Genomic DNA, 17895 nt, shown 5'->3' with positions numbered 1-17895 from the left:
GTTGGTTGACCATTCGTTGGCATAAATATATACTATTTTTTCTAATTCATTAAGTTTTCTTTAAGAAAACATGTCTTTCACTTTTTCAAAGAAAGATTTATCTCCTTTTTCAGGAGCTGGATCAAAATTTGAATCTGTCATCATGCTTTCAAAAAATTCTTTTTGCTCTTTAGTTAAATTACGAGGCGTCCATACATTTACATGTACTAACAAATCTCCGGTAGCATACCCATTAAGATTAGGCATTCCTTTACCACGTAATCTTAAAATCTTACCACTCTGTATTCCTGCTTCTACCGGTATGCGTACTTTTCCTGTTACTGTCTGGATTTCTTTAGAAGTTCCCAAAACAGCTTCAGGTACACTTACATATAGATCATAATGAAGATTGTTCCCCTCACGCTGTAACTCTGCATGTGGTTTAACTTCTATATCAACAAGTAAATCTCCACTAACTCCATTTCCTGGTGCGTCATTTCCTTTTCCAGAAACTTTAAGACGCATGTCCGACTCTACACCTGCAGGAATTTGAATAGTTACTGTTTCTTCAGTAGCTATCATTCCTTGAGCATCTGCTCCAGCTGGTTTGTTATTTAAGATTTGTCCTGCACCACCACATGTATTACATGGCGCAGCAGTTTGCATGCGACCTAGTATAGTGTTTTGGATTCTAGTAACCTGACCGCTACCATTACAGGTAGTACAAGTTTTATAAGAAACTCCAGGAGCTTGTTTTTTACGTTTTACTTTAACTTTTTTATCGACACCGTTTGCAGCTTCTTCTAGTGTAAGAGAGACACGTATACGTAAATCTTTTCCTTTTACTCTGCGCTGGCCTCCACGACCACCGCCGCCGAAACCACCAAAACCGCCGCCGCCACCGCCGCCGAAAATATCACCGAACTGACTGAAAATATCGTCCATGTCAAAACCTCCAGCACCGCCACCGCCGCCGAAACCGCCTGCGCCTCCAGAAGTATATGCCTGGTGACCTAACTGGTCATAACGAGATTTTTTTTGTGGATCACTTAAAGTTTCATAAGCCTCTGCAGCTTTTTTAAAGTTCTCCTCTGCTGCGTCATCTCCAGGGTTTTTATCAGGGTGGTATTGAATTGCTTTTTTTCTATAAGCTTTCTTTATCTCTGCCGCTGTTGCACCTCTTTGAATATCTAATATGTCGTAGAAATCTGCCATAATTATTGTCCTATAACTACTTTAGGAAAACGTATAATTTTGTCTCCTAGTTTATATCCTTTTTCAATCACGTCTACTATTTTACCTTTCATATCATCACTAGGTGCTGGTATTTGAGTAATTGCCTCGTGTACGTCTGCATTAAAGGTATCTCCTGCTCTCACGTCAAATTCTTCTAGACCTTTATTATTTAAGGTATTAGTTAATTTGTTTGCAATTAACTTTACACCACTTGTCAGTTGCTCGTCTTCAGATTTATTGATCTCTACCATTGCTCTGTCAAAATCGTCTAAAACTGGCAGCATGTCTTTTAAGACACCTTCTCCTGCGGTTTTAAATAATTCTATACGCTCCTTTGCAGTACGTCTTTTAAAGTTCTCAAACTCTGCAAACAGACGTAGGTATTTTTCTTTTTCTACTTGTAATTGATCTTCTAGAATTTCTACATCGCTGCGCTCGTCTTGTACCTCTTCAGTTACTTCTTGCTCCACAACCTCAGGTGCTTCCTGATCTTTCAAGTCTTTTTCGTTTTTATTCTTTGCCATCTTCTGACGATATATTTTAAATAAATTCAACACTTTTTTATCGAGGTGTTTTTAAGGGTTACGCTTTCGCGAAAGCGAGATAGCCACAATAATTTTCACCTACCTAGACGCGATAAGGCAAAAGTGTTGCCATTTAAATTTGTGTGTCAAAATGTCACCGAGAATAATTAATATAGATTTAACGATGTTATTTGTCTATACATTTAGTTTTGTGATTCAATTAAACATAAGAATAATGAAACGTAATTTATTGAAAATCGCAGGTATGGCTCTAGTTGTTGCTTTTACCGTAGCTTGTAAAGAAAGTAAGAACGAAGTAGAAGCAATGGATAGTGAAGAAGCTGCTGTTGCAACTGTAGAGGCTGTTACTTTTAATGTAGATACTGAAGCTTCTAACATCGCATGGATAGGTTCTAAGCCTACTGAAGATCATACTGGTAACATTTCTCTTGCTAGCGGTATGGTTAAAGTAAATGGTGATGTTGTTGAGAGTGGTGAATTTACTATAGACATGACTTCTATCGAGGTGACTGACCTAGAAGGAGATGCTGCCGGTAATTTAAAAGCACACTTAGAAGGTACTGTAGAAGGAAAGGAAACTGACTTTTTTAATACTCCTAAATACCCTACTGCAAAATTTGTAGTAACAGGTCTTAAAGTGACTGATAACAATACGACTCTAGAAGGAAATCTTACTCTTAAGGATGTAACTAAGAAAATCGCTTTTGACGTTACTGTAAAGTATGATGGTGATAAAATGATGCTTACTAGTGAAGACTTTACGATAGATAGAACAGACTGGGGTATCCAGTATGGCTCTAGTAACTTTACTGATATAGTTGCTAACAAAGCAATATCTGATGATATTACATTAACTTTAAACATAGTTGCTACTAAGTAATTATTCTTTTAAAGTCTTAATTTTAAAAGCCTTGCAATCTAAGATTGCAAGGCTTTTTTATTTATGGGTAAGATGGTATTTTTACTCTCTCAACTTTTTCCATGAAAAACTTTTTACTCTCCACGCTTTCTATATTTTTCTTTATCACTACTACTGCACAAGAAGTAGAGTTTATGGATCCTGATTTAATCAACACGTTATATGATTATGAGCAGGTAGAGATAGACTCTGTTCTTACTATAAAATTACCGTCTGATTTTTTTGAAACTACCGAGAGTGAAGATGGAATTGAGTCTCACTACTGGTTCGGTTATGGAGAGAATGACGTGGTTTATATGGTACATCGTGCTAGAATAGATGAGAGAATATGTCTATCTAACAGGCGTGAGTTAAAGAGTTATTATGATAATACCTTAAATGACTGGACCAAAGATGAGGAAATCAAAGTGGTCAAAGACGAACGTGTTGTAGAGAACGACGTATACCAAGCTTATTATATCTATAACGAAATGGATGAAGACGGAGAAGAGATGATCCAGAATTCTTATCGATTAGTCCAGATTAAAGAAACTCTTTATCAGATAGGTGTTACACAACCTTTAAAAACTAAGGACAGATCTGTGGATGAAGATTTTTTTAATAGTATAGTGATACAACCAAATTTTGCTTTAAAAAATCAATATACAGCGTGTGGCACTTTTGATTTAATTTTTGGTGATGAAGATGACGACTCTTCTACTACCGCTTATGAAATAGGTGAAATTTTAGGTGGCTTTGCTTGTGTTGCTATATTCTTATTACTATTCGGTCTAGTAATATTTTTTATGGTTAGAACTAATAGAAAGAATAAGCAAAAGGAATGGGATCAATTTAATAGTTAAGCTATTGCTTTACTTTAAATAACTCCTTAAAGCTGCTTCTAATTCTGGGTATTTAAAAGAATAGCCTTTTTCTTCTATTCTTGAACTACTAGCATGCTGACTAGCGAGAACTATAGAAGACATTTCACCTAGCATTACTTTCATTATAAATTCTGGTACGTTAGGGAGAAACACTGGTTTACCCATCACTTTTCCTATCCTATTCATCATAGGTCTATTTCTTACAGGATGTGGAGCAACACCGTTATAGACGCCTTCTAGATCGTGATTAAGTATGTGGATGAAAATACCAGATAAATCGTCTATAGCGACCCAACTTTGCCACATTTTACCGTTCCCAAATCCTGATCCTGCATAAAACTTAACCGGTTTAGACATTTGCTCTAACGCACCACCTTTGCCAGAAAGTACTATTCCTATGCGCACGATGGCATGAGTGAGGCCTAGTTCTTTAAATTGAGTTCCTATTTTTTCCCATGCGATACAAACATCTGCTAAGAAATTTGTTGCCGTAGGTGGTATCTCATCTTCTCTCAATGCTTTACCTTCTTGATCATCTGGATAAATACCTATAGCGCTAGCTGTAACTACATGCTTTACTTGATGTTCATTCTCTTTAAGTAAATTTAAAAGCAAGTTAGTGCTGTCTATACGACTGTTGAGTATGCGTTTTTTTGCTGCGTCTGTCCATTTTTGAAAAACAGTCTCACCTGCTAGATGCACGATAGCATCTACACCAGCTAGACACTTTGCATCTATAGTCATCTCATTTACATTCCATAAAAAGCCTTTATGATTACCGCTGCTTCTTATGGCGCTCTTTCTGGTAGTTAAATAATGAACCGTATGTCCTTGAGACAATAAATCTTCTGATATTTTTGAACCCACTAGACCAGTTGCTCCTGTAATAAGTATAACCATGCTACGAAGTTAATTCTCAAACTAATGCGATACCATTATGTTTTAAATTAATTAACAACAAATAATAATCCTGACCCAATGTACTTTAATAAAGGTAGATGGGTCAGGTGTAAGCATATTATAATCGAACTGCAATTTCTTTATCACTTTCTATAGTAATTTTTGCATCATCCCAAGAAGGTGGGCCGTAACTCATAGGGTTATTACTCATACCATAAGCCTCCTTAGGCATTCCTTGATCTGTAAAATCCATTTGATTATTACCGTTTTTATCATGTAATACCATAACCGCATATTCTCCTGCTGGAATATTTTCAAATATCGCAACAGCAACACCGTCTTTAATTTCTACGGTTGCAGATTGTAATGGGGCAGCTTTCATGAATTGGTTTTCGGTACTTAGACTGTAAACCATAGTACCTTGGTCATTCTTTGCATTATCGACAGTAACTTTTAAAGTAAAAGTCTCTTGTGCACTTAGAGCCATAGAAAATAATAAAACGATAATAGTAGTAAAAAGAGTTTTCATAAGTAAGTATTTTAATTTGTTAGACAGGACAAATATGCAGCACTTTTCTAGTTGAGAATAATTGCATTAACCCAACTGTATTATTTCCTTACTCAATTGTAAAAAGAGGATACCAACAATAGTATCAACAGTTTAGTTTTAAATTAATGACATGATAACATAGAGATAAAACCAATGGAATAAAAAACTGCTTATTTTGAATAAACCGATTTTGTGAAAAAACGTCCCGTAGAACTCGTAGTAATTTCTGACTCACATCTAGGTACTTATGGCTGTCATGCGTTAGAGCTTAATCAGTATCTCAAATCCATACAACCAGCACATTTAATTCTCAATGGAGATATTATAGACATATGGCAGTTTAGAAAAAGTTATTTCCCTAAAGAACACCTTAAAGTCATTAAGAACATTATTAAACTAGCCAGCAAAGGGACTAAAATCACCTACATCACTGGTAATCATGATGAGATGTTACGCAAATTTTCTCCTACCATAATCGGTAATATTACACTAGTGGATAAGGTAATTCTAGATCTAGACGGTAAGAAAACTTGGGTTTTTCATGGAGATGTATTTGACGCCAGTATACAGCACAGTAAATGGCTAGCAAAACTAGGCGGTTATGGTTATGATTTTCTAATAGTTTTCAATCAGCTTATAAATTGGTTTTTATTGCGGCTAGGTAAAGAGAGGTATTCATTATCTAAAAAGATCAAAAACTCTGTAAAAGGTGCTGTGAAATTTATTTCAAATTTTGAAAAGACAGCTACAGATCTTGCGATAGAAAATGGATATGATACGGTAATATGTGGGCATATCCATCAACCACAAAAAAGAATGGTTTATAATGACAAAGGAAAAGTACTGTATTTAAATAGCGGTGACTGGATAGAAAACCTTACTTCATTAGAATACCATAATGGAACCTGGCAAATCCTTACCCATCCACCTTACCATAAAAAAGAATCATCTATAGAAGTCGATGATATAGAAGAAATTAATCTGCCTAGTCTTATCGCATCTATAAGTTCTCCACATTGATTATAGAATATTATTAAATAAACCGACTATTTTCATTTTTTAAATAAGGCATCTAATATCTTTACCTTATGAATAGATATGTGCTCGTTTTACTTTCCCTTTTTACTTTGATTTCTTGTCAGAATCAAGAACAAAAGATAGATACATCTACCGTATTTAGATATAATGAGCATGCAAATGTGACTAGTCTAGACCCAGCTTTTGCAAAGGACCAACGTAATATATGGGTTTGCAACCTGCTTTATAATGGCTTAGTAAAACTAGATAATCAGCTAGAAGTGGTGCCCGATCTTGCTAGCCACTGGGAAGTTGATAGTACTGGTACTTCTTATAAATTCTATATTAAAGAAGGTATTTATTTTAATGACGCTTTCGCGAAAGCGAGAACCGTAACAGCAACAGACTTTAAATATTCTCTAGAACGATTAACAGACCCAGCGCTAGCTTCTAATGGTGCCTTTGTTATGAAAAATGTCACAGAAATCAATGTTTTAGATCCATTGCAATTAGAAATTAAATTAAAGCAACCATTCCCTGCTTTTTTAGGCTTGCTTACCATGAAGTATTGCAGTGTCGTACCAGACGGAAGCTCTAATTTAAGAGAGCAACCTATAGGCACAGGACCTTTTTATCTTAAAAAATGGCAAGAAAATGTAAAGATGGTATTGCGTAGAAATAACAATTATCATGAAAAAGACATAGACGGTAATGCCCTACCCTATTTAGAAGCCGTTGCGATTACTTTTAAAACAGATAAGCAAAGTGAATTTCTAGAATTTGCTCAAGGCAACTTAGATTTTATAAATGCCATAGACCCTAGTTACAAAGATGAATTGTTAACTACTAGTGGTGATTTAAAAGAAAAATACATTCCTACCGTAAATTTAAAAAAAGCTCCTTTTTTAAATACCGAATACTTAGGCTTAAAGATAGATTCTAAAACTACTGAATTACAAAGTCAGCAATTGCGCCGAGCAATTAATATGGGATTTGACAGAAAAAAAATGATCAAATACCTGCGTAATAACATAGGTACACCAGCAGTGCATGGTTTTATACCTAAAGGAATACCTGGTGGTGGCATAGTAAAAGGCTACTCCTATAACCCTACGCAAGCTAGAAATCTAGTACAAGAATACATAGCAGCATCTGGTAACCAGTCTCCTTCTATAACTATAAGCACAGGAGCTAATTATCTAGATTTATGTGAGTTTATTCAAAAAGAATTACAAAAAATAGGTATCAACACTGCCGTAGATGTAATGACACCATCTACATTAAGAGAAGCTAGAAAAGCTGGGCAATTAGACATTTTTAGAAGCAGCTGGATTGCAGATTACCCTGATGCCGAAAATTATTTATCGCTCTTTTACTCTGGTAATTTTGCTCCTAACGGTCCTAATTATACCCATTTTAAAAATAAAACTTTTGACTCCTTATATAAAGAAGCGTTATCTACCGCAAGCGCTTCTACTAGAAAACAGTTATACATTAAAATGGATAGTATAATTATTAAAAATGCGCCTATTGTACCCTTATATTACGATCAAAGTGTACGTTTTATATCAAAGAATGTAGAAAATTTAGAGAGTAATGCCGTGAACATGCTCGATCTGACTAGGGTAAAAAAGAAATAATTATAAGTTACATAATCTATAGGAAAAAACGCACATATAAGTTGATCTCATAAAGTTATAACAACTATAAAGGTCTAATCAATTCAAATTTAGATATTTGTATCCTTAATGTGTTTCTACACATTTACTTTTGAATCATTTAAAATCTTTAATCTTACCGATAGCAAGACCTAAAGAGATAATAATGGATAAAAAAGAGCTTAAAATAAGAAACTGTAAAGCAATCTATACCTTATCTTTCCGCCTATGATGGTCAACAATGTATTATTTGATTTTGATTCTAAAAGCGATTTAGAAAACTGGAGTGTCTTAAACGATACGGTAATGGGAGGTACTTCAAAAAGTTCTTTTGAACTTAATGAAGAAGGTCATGCTGTTTTCAGTGGTAAGGTTACTCTTAAAGACGATGGTGGTTTTGCTTCTGCAAAATATGACTGTCCTGACACTAAATTAGGAGACGCATCGATTGCTGTCTTAAGAATCAAAGGTGATGGTAAAAATTACCAGTTACGTTTTAAAGAAACAGAATCTGACTACCATTCTTATATTATCACATTCCCTACTACTGGAGAGTGGGAAACTATAGAGTTAGAAGTAGATGAAATGATACCTTCTTACAGAGGCCGTCAGTTAAATATGGAAAACTTTCATCACACCATGATTGACGAGTTAACTCTTTTCATAGGTAATGGTGAAGAAGAAACTTTTGAACTTCTTATAGATAAGATAGAATTTAAATAAAACCTGTTTGAGAGATTTATTTTATAGCACTTTTAATAATTATACAGAACATGTAGATTATATAAAGAGCTGTTATGATGTTCTCTTAAATCAATACAACTCTACTTCTAGATATTATCACAATATAGATCACTTAAAATTCATGCTCAAGGAATTAGCTCAATCGAGTATCATTCCATTAAACAATGAAGCATTAATTTTAAGTGTCTTTTATCACGATATCATTTATAAATCTACCAAAAAAGATAATGAGTATCAAAGTGCGTTGGTTCTTGAAAAGCACCTTGCTAAAACTGGTTTTAAACATGTAGAGCTCTGTAAAAATCAAATTAATGCCACTAAGAATCATGCAACCAGCTTAATAGATCCTGACACTAATCTACTTATAGATATAGACCTTGCCATATTAGGCCATAAAAAAAACGTTTATCAATTATATACTGAAAACGTAAGAAAGGAATACAGCATATACCCTAAATTCATTTACAACCCTGCACGTAAAAAAGCGATGCAGCATTTCTTAGAACAAGATCGCATCTTTAAAACCGACGAGTTTTATAACCTTTATGAATCTATAGCTAGAGATAATATAACTAGAGAAATAAATAATTTATAAGAGTCCGCCCTAAGACAGACTCTTATTATAAATTAAGTTATAATTTAAAGCTTAAAGCAACAATAATTTGCTCAGGTCTAGTATCTATGGTTACCGGTCCTCCTATAGATATATTATTATTTATAAAAGAAACCTCGTTGTCATTAAAACCACGTTCATATCGCACGTCTATACCTAGATTACCTAGGTTTACTCCTACACCAAATTGGGCTCCTACAGTAAAATCTTCTGACACATCACTTAGTTCTACGTCTTCTAAATCTGTATCAACTACATACTGTAAAGATGGACCTGCAAATACATGTAGTGGACCTATAACATTAAACCCTACTAAAATAGGAGCATCTAGTTTCTGTAAGTCAAATGTTACTCCATTATATTCATTACTCAATTTTGTATATTGTATTTCTGGTCTTAAATAAATAGGCCCTAAATCTAGCTTACCGAATACACCTATATGATATCCCAACTTTTCATCTGGGTTATCGATTATAGTACTTCCATTTTCTTTTAAATCTCCAGTAGATCCATAGTTTAATCCAGCTTTGATACCAAAACCGTCATCTGTTTGTGCTACACCTATCGTCCCGATAAGTAATAAGCAAATCATTAAAAATTTCTTCATAGTAGTTTAGTTTTAATTATAACGCAGTAAACATCTTTATTATTGAGTAAATGTCATAATCAAATTACGCAATATTTCTTGACATTTTTGTAAAATCAACTTTAACATTTTCATATACTTAAATCAATTATTCTTAAATACATTTGTACCAACAACTAATACAATAGTAAATAACTAATATGATTATAGATGATTCTTCTGTTCCGCTTTCGCGAAAGCTAATAACTACCATCATAAAGAAAGGAGCCAAAGTCACTGAGACCATAAGTTCTACAGTTAAGGAACAAGGCATCACTTTACAACAGTTTAACGTATTGCGCATCCTGAGAGGTCGCAAAGGGAAAGCTGCAAGTTTACAAGACGTGAGTAAAGATATGATTCACGCAAATTCAAATACAACAAGAGTTATCGATAAACTAGTCGATAAAAAATATGTAGATCGCATACAATGTCCTAATGATAGAAGACAAATAGAACTTACTATCACAAAGAAAGGACTAGATGTACTAGCTATTCTAGATGATAAAGTAAACAATGCCGAAGCCGAAATAACTAAAGGTCTAAATGAAGAATCTATGACCTCTTTAATTAATGAATTAGAAAAAATATAAAACATTTACCTTAATACTTGTATAAACAAATAACATATAAACAATTAATTTAATACCTATGAACATTATCCTAAAATCAGCTATGATACTTGCCGTTGTTGCAGGAACTAGCTTAATCACTAAAGAAGTAAAAACAGTAAACGTTGAGACCAGCACAGCAGTATGGACAGGTAAGAAATTTGCCGGTAGCCATAGTGGTACTATTGACTTAAAATCTGGACAACTAGAGTTTAACAATAAACAGCTTACTGGTGGTGAATTTATTATAGATATGAGCAGTATAGAAGTTACAGACCTATCAGGTGGTACTAAAGCTAAATTTGAAGGACACTTAAAAAGTGATGACTTCTTCTCCACTGCAACGCATGAAACAGCTACTTTAAAAATAACCAAAGTAGATAACACAAGCTCTCCTTATAAAGTTAGTGCTAACTTAACTGTAAAAGGCATCACAAACCCCATCACCTTTGATCTTACTACTACAGAAGACACTGCTACAACACAAATAGTGATCGATCGCAGTAAATACGACGTAAAATATGGTTCTAAAAGTTTCTTCTCTGGTTTAGGAGATAACTTTATATATGATAATTTTGAAGTAGATATCACTTTGAAATACTAAAAATACGATTATGTAATTATAAATCTCAAGAGCAATCTTGAGATTTTTTTTGTTTACCACTTACCTTTCTTTTAGAATACCACTTCCCTATCTTTGATGTTTAACCTAAATTATGATTCCGTTTTTATTCATTAGTGGAATGGCCGTGTTGTATTTTTTAGGCACTGCTAGTAACAATGCTTTTAAAAGATCCAACAAGAAACGAGATTATAAGAAGAGATTTTATAAACGACGCAATGAAAATATATACTAAGACAGGAGACAAAGGTACTACAGCACTATTCGGTGGTACACGAGTACCTAAACATAATTTAAGAATAGATAGTTACGGTACTGTAGATGAGCTCAATTCATGGATGGGACTTATAAGAGATCAAGAAATATCAGTACATACCAGTAAAATCATCAACCTCATTCAACACCATTTATTTACACTAGGTGCTATTCTTGCTACTCCTCCAGAAAAGGAAACGCTTAAAAACGGCAAAGACCGACTTAACATCTCAAAAATCAGTGATGAAGAAATAAACATGTTAGAGACCGAAATGGACGATATGGACAAGGAATTACCACCTATGACTCATTTCATCCTTCCTGGCGGCCATCCATCTGTGTCATATTGTCATATTACAAGAACTGTTTGTCGTAGGGCAGAACGCTTAGCGTCAGAACTTAATGAGATCACACCTATAGACCCACAAGTTTTAAGATATCTCAACCGACTATCTGACTACCTATTTGTATTGGCACGTAAATTGTCTAAAGATTTACAAGCCGAAGAGATAAAATGGATCCCAAATAAATACTGATTTTCATTTTATTCAGAAACTGTAACTAGCGCTCGTAAGTCGCGATAACAGTAACATCTGTATAAAAGAAAATAACAATGTGGGGCAACTGATGAGCATTTTCAGCAAACATTTTGATTTTCAAAAGCTTAGACGCTCTTGTAAATCTTGAAATCAAAGTAAAAATAACTTGCATAAATCGACGAGAAGTTTATTTTTGCAAAAAACTTAACGAGTAAAAATATGTATTGGACACTAGAACTGGCATCTTATTTAAGTGATGCGCCTTGGCCTGCAGAGAAAGATGAATTGATAGATTATGCAATTCGTACTGGAGCACCTTTAGAGGTAGTGGAAAATTTACAAGCCATTGAAGATGAAGGTGACTTATATGAGTCTATTCAAGAGATCTGGCCAGATTATCCTACAGACGACGATTACCTCTGGAATGAGGACGAATACTAACGATCAGAGTATCGGATAAAAAGTCTCCAAAAGAGGCTTTTTTTTTGCTTTAATTTCAGATATTAGCACGAGCAGTTTGTATTTTTTAAACTGTTATAAATCAAATAAATAAAAACCATGGGACTATTAGATTCCGTTTTAAAAGTATTCGTAGGCGATAAGTCTAAGAAAGATATAAAAGAATTACAGCCTATTGTAAACAAAATTCTCAAATTTGAGCCTCTTCTAGAGCAACTTACCATTGATGAATTAAGACACAAAACAGTAGAATTTAAAGAAAAGATTGCTGCTGCAAAGGCTGACACGCTATCTAAAATAGCATCACTTAAAGAAACTGCAGAGAACGAAGAAGACATCGATAAACGTGAAGAAATCTATAATGAAATAGATCAATTACAAGATGTAGCTTATGAGCAAACTGAAGCCGTTCTTAACGAGATCATGCCAGAGGCTTTTGCTGTAGTTAAAGAAACTGCAAAACGTTTCTTCCATAATTCTGAATTAAGAGTTGCCGCTACCGCTAGAGATCGTGAATTATCTGGTACCGTTGATTATGTAAGCCTAGATAACGACCATGCTATATGGCAAAATTCTTGGGATGCGGCTGGTAAAGCAATCACATGGGACATGATTCATTATGATGTTCAATTAATAGGTGGAGCAACTTTACACAGTGGTAAAATTGCCGAAATGCAAACTGGAGAAGGTAAAACACTTGTTGCTACCTTACCTGTTTACCTTAACGCACTTACCGGTAATGGTGTACACGTAGTTACTGTAAATGATTACCTAGCAAAACGTGATGGTGCATGGATAGGACCTCTATTTGAATTCCATGGTCTTACTATAGACTGTATCGATTATCACAAACCTAATTCCGAAGAAAGACGTCAGGCATACCTTGCAGATATTACTTATGGTACTAACAACGAGTTCGGTTTTGATTACCTGCGTGATAACATGGCGCATGCGACTAAAGATCTAGTACAACGCAAGCACAACTACGCAATTATTGATGAGACCGATTCTGTTCTTATAGACGACGCTCGTACCCCATTAATTATTTCTGGACCAGTACCACAAGGTGACCGTCAAGAATATGATGTATTAAAAGCTCCTGTAGATAACATCGTTAATGTACAGAGAAAAGAACTGGTACAAACTCTTGCACAAGCTAAAAAGCTTATTGCAGACGGCGATGCAAAAGAAGGTGGTAAACAATTACTACGTGTATTCCGTGGATTACCTAAAAACAAAGCATTAATTAAATTCTTAAGTGAAGAAGGTATCAAAACGTTACTTCAAAAAACAGAGAATTTCTACATGCAAGATAACAACCGTGAAATGCCTAAAGTTGATGAGGCACTTTACTTTGTTATAGATGAAAAAAACAACCAAGTAGAACTTACCGATAAAGGTATAGAATTCTTATCTGGTGAAGACCAGCCTGACTTCTTCGTTATGCCAGAAGTAGGTATGGAAATTAACCGTATCGAGAATGCAGGCCTATCTGCAGAGGAAGAAGCTGAGAAGAAAGAAGATCTTTTCCGTGAATTCTCTGTTAAGTCAGAGCGTATTCACACCCTTAACCAATTACTTAAAGCCTATACTCTTTTTGAAAAAGATACAGAGTATATCGTACAAGGTCAGGATATAAAAATTGTAGATGAGCAAACTGGTCGTGCTATGGAAGGACGTCGTTATAGCGACGGATTGCACCAAGCTATTGAAGCAAAAGAAAATGTAAAAATTCAAGATGCTACTCAAACCTTTGCCACTATTACCTTACAGAATTACTTCCGTATGTATAGAAAGTTATCTGGTATGACTGGTACTGCGGTAACTGAAGCTGGTGAATTCTGGGAAATCTATAAACTAGATGTAGTAGAAATTCCTACTAACAGACCTATCGCACGTGATGACAGACAAGATCTTGTTTATAAAACTAAACGTGAAAAGTACGGTGCAGTTATAGAAGAAGTAACTAAACTTAAAGCAGCTGGACGTCCAGTACTTATAGGTACCACTTCTGTAGATATTTCAGAGCTTCTTAGTAGAACACTACAAAGAGCAGGAATAGATCATAACGTATTGAATGCAAAGCAGCACAAACGTGAAGCAGACATCGTTGCAGAGGCTGGTAACCCAGGACAGATAACTATTGCAACAAACATGGCCGGTCGTGGTACAGATATTAAATTATCAGACGAGGTAAAAGCAGCTGGTGGTCTTGCCATTATAGGTACAGAGCGTCATGACTCTCGTCGTGTAGACAGACAGTTACGTGGTCGTGCAGGTCGTCAGGGTGATCCAGGAAGTTCTCAATTCTATGTATCTCTAGAAGATAACTTAATGAGACTATTTGGTTCTGAGCGTATGGCAAAGACTATGGATAGATTAGGAATGAAAGAAGGTGAAGTAATTCAGCATTCTATGATCTCTAAATCTATTGAACGTGCACAATCTAAGGTAGAAGAAAATGCCTTCGGTGTTCGTAAAAGATTATTAGAGTATGATGATGTAATGAATGCGCAACGTGAAGTAATTTACAAGCGACGTCACAATGCATTATTCGGTGATCGTCTTGCGGTAGATATCGCAAACATGATTTATGATATATCAGAGAACATTACTAACGGTAATAAACAAGCTCAAGACTTTAAAAACTTTGAGTTTGAATTAATCCGTTATTTCTCAATGAGCAGCCCTATTACAGAAGAAGAGTTTGCTGCCAAAGATGATAAGACCATAACAGATATTATATACTATGCTGCTTATGAACACTATAAGCAAAAAATGGAGCGCACTGCTGCAGAGGTATATCCTGTTATTAAGAACGTAATGGAAAATGACGAGCGCAACTATGAGCGCATCGCTGTTCCATTTACAGACGGTATTAAAACTCTTAATGTTGCAACTAATTTACAAGAAGCATATGATTCTGAAGGACGTTCTTTAGTAACTGACTTTGAGAAAAACATTACTCTAGCCATTATAGACGAAGCGTGGAAAACACACCTACGTAAAATGGACGAGTTAAAGCAGAGTGTACAACTAGCTGTTCACGAGCAAAAAGACCCTTTACTTATCTATAAGTTTGAAGCTTTTGAATTATTCAAAGTAATGATTGACAAAGTGAATAAGGACGTAATAGGTTTCATGTTTAAAGGTGATTTACCATCTAGAGATGCGGCAGCAATAAGCGAGGCAAGACAGAAACAAGCAGAAAAGACGAGTACGCAAAAAGAAGAAGTTCTTAATAGTGACGAGCAGGCTGCAAAAGCTAGAGCCGTAGGCGCTGGCGCTAGTCAACAGCAACAACGTCCTCAAGTAACAGAAACTATCACTCGCGACCAACCTAAAATAGGTCGTAATGATAAGGTGATTATCAAAAACGTGATGACAGGAGAAACTAAAGAAGCAAAGTACAAAGCTGCGTTACCTTTAATCAATTCTGGACAATGGGTTTTAGATAAAAAAGCATAGTTAGAATATATTTCCGCTTTCGCGAAAGCGAGAACAAAAAAATGCCTTACTGAAAAGTGAGGCATTTTTTATGTAAAGAAAACTGAAGTTATCTAACCAGTTTATTTCTTGAATAAATTATCTAAAGACCAACTGTTTAAATGTAAAAACCAAATAAGAAAAGCAAAAAATGCTGCATGGATCAATTGCGAATTTATCACCGCCCAGTTTTCTACCAGACAGCTCCCAAAAATTAAAGAGATCATTACCACCATACCAGCCACTGAAGCTTTTTTAGTAAATAAACCTAGGACTAATAAAATCCCTATAGCAAACTCTGCAACGGTAAGTGCATACCCAAAAGGAGAAACAAGAAAATCAGGCAACATAGAGTCGGCAAATTTCTTTACCATTCCTTCACTGAATTTTGCGATTTTAGGCAAGCGCACCAGCCCATGGCCCAGCATACTTACTCCTATAGTTATTCTAGTTAAAACGTAAACAAGGTTTTTATTTTCCATCATATTTAAAATTTAAACAGCAACAATACCTGTATTTAATCCTAGCTAATAAATCTTCTTGTTCTATAACATACAAGAAATAAGCTTGGTCTTATCCGACAATCTGTAAAACTGTGTTTCAATTCATAAAATTAAAACAATAATGCTTTTAACTCCTCACCATTAACATTATGGTATGATTTTATAACAGTTCGTTCTGTCTTCAAACATCCTAGAAATTTGCTCAAGCAAATTATCAGGGACTAAGGCGAGGAGCCTACTATATTCTTGACATTAAAAAGCTCCTTTCCTTAGACAAGGAAAGGTGGGCAAAATGAGCGGTAGCGAGTTTTGGTCGGAAAGGATCGACACGGTGTTTGAAATGATTCTAAGTTCTTTCTAAATACAAGCACTTTTCAACCACTCCTGAGATTGCATCACGGCTGGTGCCGCGAGACCAATCTGTCCTCGCACATCCCAGAAATTTGCTCAAGCAAATTATCAGGGACTAAGGCGAGGAGTAATTAAAACTCAAAATACTTAAAAGCTCCTTTCCTTAGGTAAGGAAAGGAGGGCAAAATGAGCGGTAGCGAGTTTTGGTCGGAAAGGATCGACACGATGTTTGAAATGAATCTAAGACCTTTCTTAATACCAGCACTTTTCAACCACTCCTGATTGCATCACGCTTGGTGCCGCGAGACCAATCTGTCCTCGCCTTTTCTAAGACGAGGAGCCATTGAAAATCCAGATACTCAAAAGCTCCTTTCCTTGGATAAGGAAAGGTGGGTCTCGGCATAGCCGAGAGTCGGAAAGGATCGACGCGATGTTTGAAATAATCGCGACGATTTTATTATATTCATATCATGAAGCAAAGGAAACCTATTCATGATTTACCACATCTTAAAAATCATCGTAAATCTTTGCGTAAAAACTTAACACCGGCTGAAGCATTTTTATGGACTGAATTAAAAACTCAAAAGTTTCATGGTTTAAAATTTAGAAGACAACATTCTATTAAAAATTTTATAATCGATTTCTATTGTGCTAAATTTAAATTGATCATCGAGTTAGATGGTGATTATCATGATGAACCTAATCAATTTCAGAAAGATGAAAAAAGAGATGCTGATTTAACCAATTTGGGTTTCACTATTTTAAGGTATGAAAATAAGTATGTCTTTGAAGAATTAGATCATGTACTATCAGATATTAAGAAGCATTGTGGTTTAGAATGAACTTAGTTAGTGATTTCCATCATTTTTCAACCACTCCTGATTGCATCACGGCTGGTGCCGCGAGACCAATCTGTCCTCGCCTTTTCTAAGGCAAGGAGCCATTGAAACTCAAGATACTCAAAAGCTCCTTTCCTTGGATAAGGAAAGGTGGGTAAAACGAGCCATTGCGAGTTTTGCTCGGAAAGGTTGAGGCGATGTTTGAAATCAATCTAAGACCTTTCTTAATACCAGCACTTTTCAACCACTCCTGATTGCATCACGGCTGGTGCCGCGAGACCAATCTGTCCTCGCCCATCCCAGAAATTTGCTCAAGCAAATTATCAGGGACTAAGGCGAGGAGCCTATTATATTCTTGACATTTAAAAGCTCCTTTCCTTGGATAAGGAAAGGTGGGCAAAATGAGCGGTAGCGAGTTTTGGTCGGAAAGGATCGACACGGTGTTTGAAATGATTCTAAGTTCTTTCTAAATACAAGCACTTTTCAACCACTCCTGATTGCATCACGGCTGGTACCGCGAGACCAATCTGTCCTCGCCCATCCCAGAAATTTGCTCAAGCAAATTATCAGGGACTAAGGCG

General features: G+C 35.4%; 18 protein-coding genes. 12 read left to right on the top strand and 6 right to left on the bottom strand.

All coding sequences use genetic code 11. The features are described 5' to 3' along the window. Nucleotides 1–60: 60 nt before the first annotated feature. On the bottom strand, nt 61–1197 hold the full coding sequence (gene dnaJ, locus ACJJVJ_RS14795) for a molecular chaperone DnaJ (RefSeq protein WP_170034670.1): 1137 nt from the start codon (nt 1195–1197) through the stop codon (nt 61–63). Beyond that, entirely contained in the window at nt 1197–1739 is a 543-nt protein-coding gene (locus tag ACJJVJ_RS14790; RefSeq protein ID WP_104516779.1) for a nucleotide exchange factor GrpE, read from the bottom strand. The genes dnaJ and ACJJVJ_RS14790 overlap by 1 nt, the downstream gene beginning before the upstream one ends. A 235-nt stretch (nt 1740–1974) precedes the next feature. On the opposite strand from ACJJVJ_RS14790, the gene ACJJVJ_RS14785 reads away from it, so the two are divergent. Both ACJJVJ_RS14785 and ACJJVJ_RS14780 read left to right on the top strand, forming a co-directional pair. Next, entirely contained in the window at nt 1975–2640 is a 666-nt protein-coding gene (locus ACJJVJ_RS14785) for a YceI family protein (RefSeq protein WP_104516778.1), read from the top strand. A 101-nt stretch (nt 2641–2741) separates the two neighbouring features. Next, nucleotides 2742–3521: a hypothetical protein gene (locus tag ACJJVJ_RS14780; RefSeq protein ID WP_405371202.1), complete on the top strand. Its 780-nt coding sequence runs from the start codon at nt 2742–2744 to the stop codon at nt 3519–3521. 9 nt (nt 3522–3530) lie between these two features. Here the strand turns inward: ACJJVJ_RS14780 and ACJJVJ_RS14775 are convergent, their stop codons facing one another. Together ACJJVJ_RS14775 and ACJJVJ_RS14770 are read right to left on the bottom strand one after the other, a co-directional pair. Then, complete coding sequence (locus tag ACJJVJ_RS14775; RefSeq protein ID WP_405371200.1) at nt 3531–4442, bottom strand: TIGR01777 family oxidoreductase; 912 nt, start codon at nt 4440–4442, stop codon at nt 3531–3533. Nucleotides 4443–4560: 118 nt separating this feature from the next. Further along, nucleotides 4561–4971 (bottom strand): DUF2141 domain-containing protein, encoded by a 411-nt coding sequence (locus tag ACJJVJ_RS14770; protein ID WP_405371198.1) that lies wholly within the window; start codon nt 4969–4971, stop codon nt 4561–4563. A gap of 213 nt (nt 4972–5184) precedes the next feature. On the opposite strand from ACJJVJ_RS14770, the gene ACJJVJ_RS14765 reads away from it, so the two are divergent. The 4 genes from ACJJVJ_RS14765 to ACJJVJ_RS14750 all read left to right on the top strand — a co-directional run bounded on the left by ACJJVJ_RS14765 (nt 5185) and on the right by ACJJVJ_RS14750 (nt 9006). Further along, nucleotides 5185–6012, top strand: a complete 828-nt coding sequence (locus tag ACJJVJ_RS14765; RefSeq protein WP_405371197.1) for a UDP-2,3-diacylglucosamine diphosphatase — start codon at nt 5185–5187, stop codon at nt 6010–6012. 68 nt (nt 6013–6080) lie between these two features. Continuing rightward, nucleotides 6081–7649 carry an ABC transporter substrate-binding protein gene (locus ACJJVJ_RS14760; RefSeq protein ID WP_405371195.1) on the top strand — a complete coding sequence of 523 codons (1569 nt, stop codon included), beginning with the start codon at nt 6081–6083 and terminating at the stop codon, nt 7647–7649. Between the two features lie 246 nt (nt 7650–7895). Next, nucleotides 7896–8390 carry a CIA30 family protein gene (locus ACJJVJ_RS14755; RefSeq protein ID WP_405371193.1) on the top strand — a complete coding sequence of 165 codons (495 nt, stop codon included), beginning with the start codon at nt 7896–7898 and terminating at the stop codon, nt 8388–8390. 7 nt (nt 8391–8397) lie between these two features. Continuing rightward, a complete protein-coding gene (locus tag ACJJVJ_RS14750) occupies nt 8398–9006 on the top strand; it encodes a hypothetical protein (RefSeq protein WP_405371191.1) in 609 nt (202 codons plus the stop codon). Between the two features lie 37 nt (nt 9007–9043). Here ACJJVJ_RS14750 and ACJJVJ_RS14745 read toward each other — a convergent pair whose 3' ends face one another. Continuing rightward, a complete protein-coding gene (locus ACJJVJ_RS14745; RefSeq protein WP_405371190.1) occupies nt 9044–9631 on the bottom strand; it encodes an outer membrane beta-barrel protein in 588 nt (195 codons plus the stop codon). 179 nt (nt 9632–9810) lie between these two features. On the opposite strand from ACJJVJ_RS14745, the gene ACJJVJ_RS14740 reads away from it, so the two are divergent. The 5 genes from ACJJVJ_RS14740 (at nt 9811) to secA (ending at nt 15603) form a co-directional block, all read left to right on the top strand. Further along, nucleotides 9811–10242 carry a MarR family winged helix-turn-helix transcriptional regulator gene (locus tag ACJJVJ_RS14740; protein WP_405371188.1) on the top strand — a complete coding sequence of 144 codons (432 nt, stop codon included), beginning with the start codon at nt 9811–9813 and terminating at the stop codon, nt 10240–10242. A 58-nt stretch (nt 10243–10300) separates the two neighbouring features. Further along, nucleotides 10301–10864: a YceI family protein gene (locus ACJJVJ_RS14735; RefSeq protein WP_104516768.1), complete on the top strand. Its 564-nt coding sequence runs from the start codon at nt 10301–10303 to the stop codon at nt 10862–10864. A gap of 236 nt (nt 10865–11100) precedes the next feature. Continuing rightward, complete coding sequence (locus ACJJVJ_RS14730) at nt 11101–11673, top strand: cob(I)yrinic acid a,c-diamide adenosyltransferase (RefSeq protein WP_104516787.1); 573 nt, start codon at nt 11101–11103, stop codon at nt 11671–11673. 222 nt (nt 11674–11895) lie between these two features. Continuing rightward, nucleotides 11896–12117: a DUF2795 domain-containing protein gene (locus ACJJVJ_RS14725; protein ID WP_015360681.1), complete on the top strand. Its 222-nt coding sequence runs from the start codon at nt 11896–11898 to the stop codon at nt 12115–12117. Between the two features lie 117 nt (nt 12118–12234). After that, the gene (gene secA, locus ACJJVJ_RS14720; protein ID WP_104516767.1) at nt 12235–15603 is read left to right on the top strand and encodes a preprotein translocase subunit SecA; all 3369 of its coding nucleotides are present in this window, start codon (nt 12235–12237) and stop codon (nt 15601–15603) included. A gap of 101 nt (nt 15604–15704) precedes the next feature. Here secA and ACJJVJ_RS14715 read toward each other — a convergent pair whose 3' ends face one another. Beyond that, the gene (locus ACJJVJ_RS14715) at nt 15705–16106 is read right to left on the bottom strand and encodes a DoxX family protein (protein WP_405371185.1); all 402 of its coding nucleotides are present in this window, start codon (nt 16104–16106) and stop codon (nt 15705–15707) included. Between the two features lie 839 nt (nt 16107–16945). Between ACJJVJ_RS14715 and ACJJVJ_RS14710 the strand changes: the two genes are divergently transcribed. Then, nucleotides 16946–17317: an endonuclease domain-containing protein gene (locus tag ACJJVJ_RS14710; protein ID WP_405371183.1), complete on the top strand. Its 372-nt coding sequence runs from the start codon at nt 16946–16948 to the stop codon at nt 17315–17317. Nucleotides 17318–17895: the final 578 nt, after the last annotated feature.

Source organism: Nonlabens sp. Asnod2-A12 (genome assembly GCF_045063745.1).
GTDB classification, from domain to species: Bacteria; Bacteroidota; Bacteroidia; order Flavobacteriales; family Flavobacteriaceae; genus Nonlabens; species Nonlabens xylanidelens.
This window is presented reverse-complemented; position numbering and strand designations above follow the sequence as displayed.

Coding starts and splice junctions, on each gene's coding strand:
- ACJJVJ_RS14790 (WP_104516779.1), bottom strand. CDS start 1,739: ATGGCAAAGAATAAAAACGAAAAAGACTTGAAAGATCAGGAAGCACCT.
- ACJJVJ_RS14785 (WP_104516778.1), top strand. CDS start 1,975: ATGAAACGTAATTTATTGAAAATCGCAGGTATGGCTCTAGTTGTTGCT.
- ACJJVJ_RS14780 (WP_405371202.1), top strand. CDS start 2,742: ATGAAAAACTTTTTACTCTCCACGCTTTCTATATTTTTCTTTATCACT.
- ACJJVJ_RS14775 (WP_405371200.1), bottom strand. CDS start 4,442: ATGGTTATACTTATTACAGGAGCAACTGGTCTAGTGGGTTCAAAAATA.
- ACJJVJ_RS14770 (WP_405371198.1), bottom strand. CDS start 4,971: ATGAAAACTCTTTTTACTACTATTATCGTTTTATTATTTTCTATGGCT.
- ACJJVJ_RS14760 (WP_405371195.1), top strand. CDS start 6,081: ATGAATAGATATGTGCTCGTTTTACTTTCCCTTTTTACTTTGATTTCT.
- ACJJVJ_RS14755 (WP_405371193.1), top strand. CDS start 7,896: ATGATGGTCAACAATGTATTATTTGATTTTGATTCTAAAAGCGATTTA.
- ACJJVJ_RS14745 (WP_405371190.1), bottom strand. CDS start 9,631: ATGAAGAAATTTTTAATGATTTGCTTATTACTTATCGGGACGATAGGT.
- ACJJVJ_RS14740 (WP_405371188.1), top strand. CDS start 9,811: ATGATTATAGATGATTCTTCTGTTCCGCTTTCGCGAAAGCTAATAACT.
- ACJJVJ_RS14735 (WP_104516768.1), top strand. CDS start 10,301: ATGAACATTATCCTAAAATCAGCTATGATACTTGCCGTTGTTGCAGGA.
- ACJJVJ_RS14730 (WP_104516787.1), top strand. CDS start 11,101: ATGAAAATATATACTAAGACAGGAGACAAAGGTACTACAGCACTATTC.
- ACJJVJ_RS14725 (WP_015360681.1), top strand. CDS start 11,896: ATGTATTGGACACTAGAACTGGCATCTTATTTAAGTGATGCGCCTTGG.
- secA (WP_104516767.1), top strand. CDS start 12,235: ATGGGACTATTAGATTCCGTTTTAAAAGTATTCGTAGGCGATAAGTCT.
- ACJJVJ_RS14715 (WP_405371185.1), bottom strand. CDS start 16,106: ATGATGGAAAATAAAAACCTTGTTTACGTTTTAACTAGAATAACTATA.
- ACJJVJ_RS14710 (WP_405371183.1), top strand. CDS start 16,946: ATGAAGCAAAGGAAACCTATTCATGATTTACCACATCTTAAAAATCAT.